The following is a 9,453-nucleotide window of genomic DNA, read 5'->3' as shown; positions in this document are numbered from 1 at the left end:
GGCTTCGCCCCCTCCGGTCGAGCACCGAGCACCGAACCACCGCACGCATTGAGTTCCGCCGGCGCGGGGGTAGCGTGCCCCATGACGTCACCACCGCTCTTCCCGCTCGCCGAAATTCTGGGCCACCCTCGGGAGTTCTTCGAACAGCTTGTGCGCCCAGCCGTGGAGGCCGTGCCCGGCAACGACTCCGACACCGTCCGGGTGTTCTCGGCCTTCATCCTGTTGCACTCGATGAAGGACTGGGCGGCGAGGGGAGAGATCATCGCCAACGAGAAGACCGACTACTTCGACCAATGCCCGTTCGCGCAGATCGTGATGGAGATCGCGACCGGCGCGAAGCATCAGACGGTGTCGAGCGCCGCCATCGTCGCCGATCCATCGGTGCTGCGTTTCCGCAAGGTGAGCGGCGGTTACGGCAAGGGCGCCTACGGCCTCGGTGCGTATGGCGGCGGCGTCGCCAACTTCCAGGTCGAGGGGCGGCGGCTGAAATCCGACGCGCCCGGATGGCACGGTATTAGGACCGTCCTGCGCGAGCCCTGCGAATGGTGGGCGGCGAAGTTCGGTGCCTGATCACCACCGCACGGAACCACCAAGCCATGGCGTACCGCCATACCGGTATAAACAGCTTGATCGAGTGGTTATACCGGTATACCTATCGCCATAGACGCCCCGTTCCGGTGGTGAGAGGAGCCGACATGATGCCCGCTGTAGAGTTGACGACCGCGACCTTCACCCGTCTGCAAAAGCACGCGGAACCGTTCGTCGACACGCCCGACACCATCGTGAACCGCGCGCTGGATGCGCTGGAGAAGAATCTGTCGCCGGCCACGGCACTCGACGCCCTCACCCAGTTCGACCCCGCCTCGCCGCCGAACCTGACGCACACCCGTCCGAAGTCGATCGAACTGGAGCACAAGAAGTTCCCGCCCGAGTTGACCTACTGGAACAACCTGCTGACCCACCTCGTCCGCCGCGCGGCCGAAAAGGGTAAGACGCCCGAAGAGATCAAAAAGCTGGTCGCCGTGAACGCCGTTGTCGGCGAGAAGACCGTCAACGGCTACAAGCACATCGCCGAAGCGGGCATCTCGGTCCAAGGTCAGGATGCCGAGGGCGCGTGGAAGGCCATCTATTCGCTCGCGGACGGCTTGGGCCTTCCGTTGCAGGTCGAGTTCTTCTGGTATGACAAGCCGGAGGCCGCCCAGCCTGGCGGCAAGGGACGTTTCGCCGTGAACGTCTAGGACGAGTCTGACGGCCCAGCGACCCGAGCCCGGCCGGAAGGTCGGGCTTTTCGTTGCGCGCCACCCCAACGAAAAAGGCCCCCGGCATGAACCGGGGGCCTTCTGTTTTAGCGTCGCCGCCAGCTAGTCGTCCTTTGACGCGAGCCGTTCGACTTCGTTGTCCGTCGCTTCATCGAGGGCTTCGCTGACGATGTCGTAGGGCTCGCCGCGCACCTCTTTCATGTCTTCGATGGTGATGCCTTCGGCCTTCGCATCTTTGATCAGTTGCTCGGCCAACGGGTTGATCACCGCGTCGCCGGGGTCATACGGACCAGCGTTGACGTTCTCCGAGACCCACTGGTTCAGGAAGGCTGCGGTCTTGTCGATCATGTCGTTCTCCTTTGGCTTCACCATATAAGGGAGAGCATCAACCTGAAACCGAAAAGCCCTCTCATTTCGCGCGCGGGGCCTTTCGGCTATACCCGACTTAAGCGCCACCTTGGCGGGTCTCGGGGAGGGGGCGAGCATGGGCTTTAAGGGGCCGGGCGAAGTCGACGCATACCGGCGCAAGTGGGTCGAGCAAGTCGTCAGCACCATGCTGGCCGAGAACCGTCCGCGTTACTCTGACATCGAGCGGCTATATGACGGCGCCACCCGCGACGCTGCCGAACAGGCCGTGGCGGCGGGAGTATTCCCGTCCGAGCCGACCGATCGGTGGAAGACGCCGCCGTTCGACGACTACCTCCACAAGGCGGTCGAGCCGATCAACAACCTCTACTGGGCCTTCGACCGCGAGGGCGCCCGGCACAATGGCGAACTCTGGCGGCACCACCCCTCGCTTCTTCAGGATGTGAAGGGCGGGCGCATCCCCGAGTTCTCCCGATACGAGATCGAAGGGATCGCAGGCGAATACGTGAAAAGCGGGCTGAAGACCGCGACGGTTGACCGCCTGATGGTCGACTTGCTGGTCGCGCTGGAGTTCGCCCAATACGCCCAGACCACCGTCAACGCTCCGCACGTCCCGTTCTTGGCTCAAAACGTCCTGAAGCGAGGGGTCATCTTCGAATGGTTCTTCGGCCGCATCATCGCGGCGGTCATCGCCTATGTCATCCTCGCGGCCTTCTGGGGTTTGAGCCGCGTCGGGCTGTTCCCGGATAGCTGGGTCAGCGGTGTCGGGTTGATCGTGACCTGCCTCTGGCTGCTGGACGCCGCCTGGGGGACGATCATGCTGCCCAAGGTCTGGATGGCGACGCGCAAGGCGCAGCAGACGATCGGAGCCCTGTTGAACCATATGAGCCTGACCTATGCCGCCCTGGCGTCGGATGGGCCGATCAGCGCCCAGCACGTCACCGGGCTGGTGAACCGCGCCACCGAGGCGGGGGTGGTCTGGCCCGGTCCGCTGCATGTCCTGCTGGAGGACATCACCGCGCGAGGCGGGAGGTTCTGATGATCCACTTCGGCAAAGACGGGGTGGAGAGCCAGCGCCGGTCCGCCGTTCTACAGACGGGTTACGCGGCGCTCTGCTGCGCGATCGGGGCGCCGGCGCTGCTCGTGATGTGGCACTTCCGGCAGGGCGAGTGGTTCTTCCTGGTCCTCTCCGCCGTGGTCGCCGTGGGCGGCGTCGTCGCCATACTGAAGTGCATCAACGCCGGCACCGATCGGACGCCGTGCGACTGCGAAGAGCGGGATGCGGGCCGATGAACGGCGGGGTCGCGGTCTACCTCATCGGCGCCGCGATCGTCTTCGTCTGGATGATCACCCGCGTGCCCGGCTCGTTCAAAAGCCTGGTGCTGATCAACCTCGCCTTTTGGTATGCCGTGGGTTGGCCGTTCTTCCTTATCGGGGTCGTCCTGGGACGGGTCCTGGGCTGGCTCGTGCCGGACAAGCCGGGCTGAAGCCCTCCGGTGACCATGGGCGCTGAAACGACAAAGGCCCCGGCACGGCGCCGGGGCCTTTTTCACGCCCTTACGGGCGGTTTTCAGTCGTCGTGGGATAAATACTATTGGACATCAAGTCCAATAGGAGAACTAAAACTATGCTCATCAAAATCCGCCATCACGGGCTGCCCTTCATCACGACCAAAGACTCGTGCTTGGTCTATTATGGGCTGATCCACTGCTACGTCATCTTGACGTAAGCATCAGGCTGGCTCCGGTTGACCATTCTGGTCATCCGGGGCTGGTCGTCCGCGCCAGCGCCAGGCGCCGGGCCTGGTTGCGGTCGAACCGTCCGGTCGATAGCTTCGCGCTTGCTTTGGGGAGGGTCTGATGATTGCAGCGCTGTGGGTCGCGACGTCCATGATGTTCGCGCCAGTCTATCTGGAATGTCAGATGACCACGAGCCTGGAAGGCGACACGCCGGCCGAGGCACCGTGGAACTGGAAGATCACGATCCACGAGTCCGAAGGTCGTGTGGACTTCACTCACTCCCAGGGCAGTCATAGCGTGGCCGCGATCTTCAGCGCCGACGAAGTCCGCTTCGACGGCAACGTCATCAGTCGGACCGACCTGACGTTCACTCGCAACTTTGACTTCATTGGGGAGAACAAGGTCAGTCGCGGACGTTGCCGAGTGGTTGAAGCACCGCGCCGGGCATTCTGATGCGCGCTCTGGCCCTGCTGATGGTGATCGGTGTAGCCGCTTGCTCACCCGCGCCAGAGGCCACGCCAGCCGCGCCGGAACCGATGTCCATTCCGGCTGCCAAAGCGCTGCCGTCGTTCGACTTCCGAGGCCTGAAGCCCGACACGACGACCATGGCGGATGCGGTGGCGGCCGAGACCGTGACCCGCTGTTCGGACAGCGGAAGTTGCGAGTTCACAAAGTATGGGATCGGTGACGTCGGCACCGGCCGCTCGATGGTGATCTTCAAGGACGGCAAGTTCGACTGGTTCAGTGTGAAGATGTCGCCTCGCTCGTTCGAGGCCGTCGGGCGCACGCTGTCGAGCGTCTACGGCGCGCCGTGTCGCGAGGACAGCCGGCAGCTTCAGAACGCCTTCGGCGCCACCTTCTCGGGCGACGAAGTCGAGTGGTGTTTCGCCGAAGGTCACCTGATCTTGCGCCGGCATTCCGAGAACGACGTCACCGAGGGCGAGTTGGACTTCTTCACCTACCGGGAGCCGGCACCGGCGAAAGACTACAACTCGGGCAACCTGTGATCGGATCGACATGACTTTCACACCCGTTAGCGAATTCACACCGGCCCAGCGTGTCGCCACCGCCCTGTTCAAGCTGGTGAACGACAGCTTCCTGGAAGGACTGGACCAGACTGGCGGCGAGTGGATGATCGCCAACAAGGCGACGGCCGCCAAGGTCTTCCGCTTCCACCATGCGATGGCGTGGTTCTGGGCGGATCAGATCATCCAGGCCGAAAACATCACGGACCCGTCGCCGGAAGAGTTCATGGGCCTGTTCCGCGAGATCGTCTTCACCAGGGTGCTGGAGTTCTTCCCCGGCATGTCCGAGCGGGGCGGCAACCTGCTCTGGGCCACGTTGACTGGCGACGACGACAAGACGCCGGGGCTGATCAGCGAGGTGCTGGCCCGGAATCCGCCCTACCTCTCGCACGCGATCCTGAAGGAGTGGATGGCGGCCCAAGGCGTGTCGATCGACAATCCCACTCTCCAGAAGTCGTGGATGCTGACTTCGATGTCGGCGCCGACCGCCGATAAGGTGCGGGCAGCGCTCAAAGCCGGCGGCTGAAGCCTAGCGAGCACCACGCCGTTCATGGTCGACGTCCACATCGACGCGTTTGGTCGATGGATCACGGTCAGGATCGTCGGCGGTGGTCTCGATCGCGACGGACAGGCCGCCGGGACCGCTGACGCGCAGACCCTTCACGATGCCCAGCAGCGCGACCACGACCAGGCCCCAGAGGGCCATCGAGCCGATCAGCGCCATGCCCATGAAGTTCAGGGACTGGGCGGCCTGTTCAGGGCCGTAGCCCAGCCAGACGATCAGCGCGAAGCCGACCATGGTGGGCCACATGATGAAGCCCGAACCGATGATCGACAGGCGCTGGAGGTGATCCGGCCGGGCGCAGAGTTCGTCCAGGGTCCGGCGCAGCCAGGAGGAGAGCCGGCTGGTGTTCTTGGGGAGATTCAGGGGGCTGGGCATCAGGTCAACAGGGAAGGGTGCCGCTAGACTTCGTGCACGGCTTCGGCCACCTTCTCGCGCCTAACGCGAGGGGGAAGGCGCCTATGCCCACACGGGAAGTGGTCGATAAGTCGAAGTCGAATACGAACGCCATTTTGCCGTTTCAACTGCGTGTGGCGGACTTCGAGATCGCTATGCAGGACGTCTATGATTTCTTCTTCGACGTGAACACGCTGTTCTACGAGAAGGGGCTGCCGAGGCTGGAGGAAACGCTACGCGCTGCGAACATGTCCGGGATGATTTCCGACATGCTGACGGTCAGCCTCGCGAAGCATTCTCGGAGCCTATGTCAGAACAACTTCCACAACGGGCATCCCGATCTGATCGTCCGGGGGCGCTACGCCAACGATTCAGTCCAGTCCGGGACGGACGGCGTCGAGATCAAAACCACCCGCAAGAAGGGCGGCGCTGTCGACACACATGGCGGACGCCAACAGTGGATGTGTGTGTTCGTCTACCAGATCGACAACACCACCGAACCCGCCCAGGACCGGCGCGCGACGCGGTTCAGTGAAGTCTATCTCGCTGACGTCGGCATCGATGACTTCAGGAAGAACGCACGCGGTGAACTGGGCACGCGCACGGCGACGCTCCACGCGGCAGGCGTGGCGAAGCTTAGGTCGCAGTGGGTGTATTTAGCTTAAGCTTCGCCAGCTTCGGGATCGCTTCGTCGGCGAGCCGAACGAACTTCGGGTCTGCCTCGACGCCGATGCTTCGATAGCCGACGGCGTTTGCAGCGGCCAGCGTGGAGCCCGAGCCGGCGAACGGGTCCAGCACCACGCCTTCGCCCAAGGGTAGAGACGCCAGCACCACCTGTCGAAGGAAGTCCTGCGGCTTCAGGGACGGATGCGGAGCGATTGTCTTCTCGGCTTTGCTCGTCGGGTTCGACCGGATCACGTCGCCAAACGGGCGGTCGTCGGACGGCCGGCGGAAGCCGCCAGTCTTCCATTTACGCAGGTTGTCCTGAACACGCCCTTCCAAAGGCTTGCGCAGCACGACCCACGGCTCCCACTGGGAACGAGGCATCACCGACACGCCGCTGAACTCTTCGTGGGCGTTCTTCGGCCGGTCGCCGCCGCGCATCGTCATGGTCAGGCGGGCGAGATAGCCCCGCATTTCGAGGCCGGATTCTTCCATGGCCGAGGTGACCAGGTGCGACAGCAGCGGATTACTGGCGACGACGACGTTGCCGCCTGGAACCACCACGCGCGCCAGATGCGTCCCGAGCCGCCGGAAGAAGGCATAAAGCTGGACCAGTTCAGCGTCGTTCAGGACGGTGAAGCGTGGAAGGGGCGCCCGGCGGTGACCGTCGAAGGAGGGCGGCACGCGCCACACTCCGCCTTTGCCGCTTCGCAGCTTCGCCATTTCCTTTTCAGTGTATTCTATGACCCCATAGGGCGGGTCGGTGACGACCGCATGGACCGAGTTTGCCTCTCGTGCGGCCAGCCATTCGAAACAGTCGGCGTGATAGAGGGTGGCCTTTCCGTGCGCGACAGCCGGCTCCAGGTGAACGTGGTGGACGTTCGCTTCGGCCAGGACGCATTGGAGTCGATACTTGCCACGTCCCGTGCGGGCGAAGATTTTGGGGACGTTCAGATTCAGGTAGGAGCGGACCGAAGAAGCTGGAACGCTGCCGAGTTGCAAGGCGACAGCGGCGGTGATTTCCGAAGCGGTCGCCTCGCCGTCGACGGCCGATAGGTAGTCGATGATCGAATCGCGTATGCTCCCCGGCGCTGCTGACATCGACGTTCCCCTATTGTTCAGAGGAAGCTTTGACGTCCAGACGTCAAACAGTCAAGCGGTATTGGTCCTACAGCCAGCGGAATGAGCGTTGGCTGCGCGCGGCCGGACCTTCGACGAGGTCGTAAACGAGGTGGGCGCCGGTGATGCGGAGCGAATTGTCAGCAATGGGCGGCGTGCCAGTCCGTTGATCGGCGGTCGAGAGCGCGACTTGGAACGTGGGCGATCGGCTGATGGTGACCGGCAGTTCGAAGTCGGCCGCGACCGCACCGGAGATCGGGGCGGACCCCAGCAGGGTCTTCGACGCCAGGTCGGTGCCGGGGATGAACGCGGACGCATCCGCCGAGAACGTATGTTGGCGCGCCTCGATCAGGCTCGCGCCGTAGTTCTCGGCGACCGCGAGGACGATCTTCGCGTTGGCGATCGCTCCCGGCGGAATCGAGGACGTGTCGAACGTCAGGAAGGACTGACAAATCTCATATTGCGAACCGCTGAAATACTGGCCGACCCAAAGAAGTCCGCCCGAAAACGCACCGAGACCCGCACGGGCGTCGGAATAGTCGACCTCGTAGGCGGCAACGCTGTGAGTGGTCGCGACGATGCCGTCGGGAGCGGCTTCGTAGGTAATGCGGATTTGCCCCCGACCGCCTACGCTCAAAGGAGTGCCGGCACCGGCGCCGGCACCCCCGCCAGGAGCACCGCCGTTTCGGCCGACTAGGGTTTGACCGAACTGGGTGCCTGGCGCACCCCCGCCGCCCCCGCCATCGAGGTGAGAGGTTCCGTCGAACTTCGGCTCACCACCGGCGCCAGCGCTCGGAGACGTCCCGCCGACGGACGTGGCGCGAGAACTAACGCCGCCGGTCGATGAACCTCCAACGCCAATAGGTGAAGCGGAAGCCCCACCAGCGGCCCCGCCGCCCGTCCCGCCAGAGAACTTCGTAGAGCCAACACTCGCTTCCGCTGAACCGCCCAACCCAGCCGCTGTAACGACCCCAGGGTTCCATCCTGACGGCATGGTGCTTGCGCCCTTACCACCAGCGGCAAGCACATCCGACACGCTCTTAAACCAGGTGTCGCCTCCCGTGCCGCCGTAGCGGCCAGTGGTGATTGACGTGCCGCCAGCACCAACGACATAGGCTAGGCTCGCGCCCGCACTAACCGCGACCGTATTGATCGCATATGCGCCGCCGCCCCCACCCAAGGCGTCACCGACAGTAGACGAAATCGAGCCCCCGCCACCCGCACCCCAGCACTCGACGGTCACCATCGTGACGCCGGCAGGGACGGTCCACGTCCCGGCACCCGTGGTGGTGAGAAAGACTACGGCCATTAGGCTGCCCGCGCGCCGATCGTGATGTCGGCCAGCGTGGCGTCGGCCGTGGCGGGCGCTTCAAGCGTCGCGAAGTCGCCGTCGGCCCAGGTCACCGGCGCCGACCAGACGCCGACAGTCGCGGCGGCCGAGAAGGTCACCGTGGCGACCTGGGTGCCGTTGCGCTTCACGACGTAGACGGTCGACGCGGTCGCCGCGACGCGAGCGCGCGCGAACGACCGGGCGGTCGTGCTGGTGAAGGCGTAGGGGGTGAAGCCGGGGTAGACCTCGCTGGCCGTGGACTTGCCGGTGATCGTCCAGACGACGCCGCGAGGGCGCGCCTTGAACTCGGCCGCGATCCGGGTGGCGAGATCGACCTGACGCTGGGTCAGGGTCGCCATGGCTTAGACCAGACCGGCTTCGAAGACGGTCACCAAGTTGGTGTCGGGGTTCCCCGCGTCCACCAGCGAGAGCGAGCCGGCGTTGGCGTTGACCTGGACCTTCTGCGGTGCCGTCAGCGCTTGCGCCGCGTCGAAGCGCAGGCGGTTTCCCAGCGCGGTCGTGATCGAGGTCAGGTCGGCCGAACTGGATGCGAAGAGGTCTTCCAGTTCCTTCAGGGTGTCGTAGGCCGCGCCGGCGCCGCCGAGGATTTCGGCCTTCACCGCCGCGCGCGCGTCGGCGATCTCGGCCAGAATCTTGGTGATCGAGTAGGTCTGGGTGGTCGAGACGGTCGAGGCGTCGTTGATCGTCGCGCCGGCGCTGGCGGCGAGGGCGTCGACCTCGGTCTTCAGTTCGTTGATCGCCGCGACCAGGTTGCCCTTGGCAGTCGTGATCAGGGCGACGTTGGAGGCCGCGTTGCCGTTCAGCAGGGTGCGGATCGACTTGGTTTCGGTCGCGACGCGGGTGGCGAGGTCCTGAAGACGGACCTGAAGGGTAGCCATGGTGGTGGGGTCTCTTAGATGAGGTGGTTGTTGAAGATGAGGGTCAGGTCACCGGGATCGGTGGCGCCGTCGCCGGGGATGCCTGGAGGACCAGG

At 64.4% G+C, this 9,453-nt stretch carries 15 protein-coding genes; 9 read left to right on the top strand and 6 right to left on the bottom strand.

The features are described 5' to 3' along the window. The first annotated feature begins 81 nt into the window (after positions 1-81). Together ACK4JY_RS03885 and ACK4JY_RS03880 are read left to right on the top strand one after the other, a co-directional pair. Positions 82-570 (top strand): hypothetical protein, encoded by a 489-nt coding sequence (locus tag ACK4JY_RS03885; protein WP_409603002.1) that lies wholly within the window; start codon positions 82-84, stop codon positions 568-570. A gap of 125 nt (positions 571-695) precedes the next feature. Next, positions 696-1,238 carry a T4SS efffector SepA family protein gene (locus tag ACK4JY_RS03880; RefSeq protein WP_409603000.1) on the top strand — a complete coding sequence of 181 codons (543 nt, stop codon included), beginning with the start codon at positions 696-698 and terminating at the stop codon, positions 1,236-1,238. Between the two features lie 123 nt (positions 1,239-1,361). Here ACK4JY_RS03880 and ACK4JY_RS03875 read toward each other — a convergent pair whose 3' ends face one another. Beyond that, positions 1,362-1,607 carry a hypothetical protein gene (locus ACK4JY_RS03875; RefSeq protein WP_409602999.1) on the bottom strand — a complete coding sequence of 82 codons (246 nt, stop codon included), beginning with the start codon at positions 1,605-1,607 and terminating at the stop codon, positions 1,362-1,364. Positions 1,608-1,743: 136 nt separating this feature from the next. Here ACK4JY_RS03875 and ACK4JY_RS03870 point away from each other — a divergent pair, with 136 nt between their 5' ends. The 6 genes from ACK4JY_RS03870 (at position 1,744) to ACK4JY_RS03845 (ending at position 4,915) form a co-directional block, all read left to right on the top strand. Further along, entirely contained in the window at positions 1,744-2,664 is a 921-nt protein-coding gene (locus ACK4JY_RS03870) for a hypothetical protein (protein ID WP_409602997.1), read from the top strand. After that, positions 2,664-2,918 carry a hypothetical protein gene (locus tag ACK4JY_RS03865; protein WP_409602995.1) on the top strand — a complete coding sequence of 85 codons (255 nt, stop codon included), beginning with the start codon at positions 2,664-2,666 and terminating at the stop codon, positions 2,916-2,918. The genes ACK4JY_RS03870 and ACK4JY_RS03865 overlap by 1 nt, the downstream gene beginning before the upstream one ends. Next, positions 2,915-3,112, top strand: coding sequence for a hypothetical protein (locus ACK4JY_RS03860; RefSeq protein ID WP_409602993.1), 198 nt, complete (start codon positions 2,915-2,917; stop codon positions 3,110-3,112). Before ACK4JY_RS03865 ends, ACK4JY_RS03860 begins: the two co-directional genes overlap by 4 nt. A 372-nt stretch (positions 3,113-3,484) precedes the next feature. Further along, positions 3,485-3,817: a hypothetical protein gene (locus tag ACK4JY_RS03855; RefSeq protein WP_409602991.1), complete on the top strand. Its 333-nt coding sequence runs from the start codon at positions 3,485-3,487 to the stop codon at positions 3,815-3,817. After that, positions 3,817-4,371 carry a hypothetical protein gene (locus ACK4JY_RS03850; protein WP_409602989.1) on the top strand — a complete coding sequence of 185 codons (555 nt, stop codon included), beginning with the start codon at positions 3,817-3,819 and terminating at the stop codon, positions 4,369-4,371. The genes ACK4JY_RS03855 and ACK4JY_RS03850 overlap by 1 nt, the downstream gene beginning before the upstream one ends. A gap of 10 nt (positions 4,372-4,381) precedes the next feature. Beyond that, complete coding sequence (locus tag ACK4JY_RS03845; protein WP_409602986.1) at positions 4,382-4,915, top strand: hypothetical protein; 534 nt, start codon at positions 4,382-4,384, stop codon at positions 4,913-4,915. Positions 4,916-4,918: 3 nt separating this feature from the next. On the opposite strand, the gene ACK4JY_RS03840 is transcribed toward ACK4JY_RS03845, so the two are convergent. Further along, positions 4,919-5,329 carry a hypothetical protein gene (locus ACK4JY_RS03840; protein ID WP_409602984.1) on the bottom strand — a complete coding sequence of 137 codons (411 nt, stop codon included), beginning with the start codon at positions 5,327-5,329 and terminating at the stop codon, positions 4,919-4,921. A gap of 83 nt (positions 5,330-5,412) precedes the next feature. Between ACK4JY_RS03840 and ACK4JY_RS03835 the strand changes: the two genes are divergently transcribed. Next, positions 5,413-6,012, top strand: coding sequence for a hypothetical protein (locus ACK4JY_RS03835; RefSeq protein ID WP_409602982.1), 600 nt, complete (start codon positions 5,413-5,415; stop codon positions 6,010-6,012). Here ACK4JY_RS03835 and ACK4JY_RS03830 read toward each other — a convergent pair. From ACK4JY_RS03830 to ACK4JY_RS03815, 4 genes are all read right to left on the bottom strand, one after another. Then, on the bottom strand, positions 5,984-7,111 hold the full coding sequence (locus tag ACK4JY_RS03830; RefSeq protein ID WP_409602980.1) for a DNA-methyltransferase: 1,128 nt from the start codon (positions 7,109-7,111) through the stop codon (positions 5,984-5,986). The two genes, ACK4JY_RS03835 and ACK4JY_RS03830, sit on opposite strands and share 29 nt — an antisense overlap. Positions 7,112-7,178: 67 nt before the next feature. Beyond that, on the bottom strand, positions 7,179-8,375 hold the full coding sequence (locus tag ACK4JY_RS03825) for a glycine-rich domain-containing protein (protein ID WP_409603294.1): 1,197 nt from the start codon (positions 8,373-8,375) through the stop codon (positions 7,179-7,181). 62 nt (positions 8,376-8,437) lie between these two features. Beyond that, a complete protein-coding gene (locus ACK4JY_RS03820; RefSeq protein WP_409602978.1) occupies positions 8,438-8,818 on the bottom strand; it encodes a hypothetical protein in 381 nt (126 codons plus the stop codon). Positions 8,819-8,821: 3 nt separating this feature from the next. Next, positions 8,822-9,358 (bottom strand): hypothetical protein, encoded by a 537-nt coding sequence (locus ACK4JY_RS03815; RefSeq protein WP_409602976.1) that lies wholly within the window; start codon positions 9,356-9,358, stop codon positions 8,822-8,824. Between the last annotated feature and the right edge of the window lie 95 nt (positions 9,359-9,453).

This window comes from Brevundimonas sp., from assembly GCF_046295595.1.
GTDB lineage: Bacteria > Pseudomonadota > Alphaproteobacteria > Caulobacterales > Caulobacteraceae > Brevundimonas.
The sequence above is the reverse complement of the archived record's forward strand: the minus strand, read 5'-3'. Positions and strand labels throughout refer to the sequence as shown.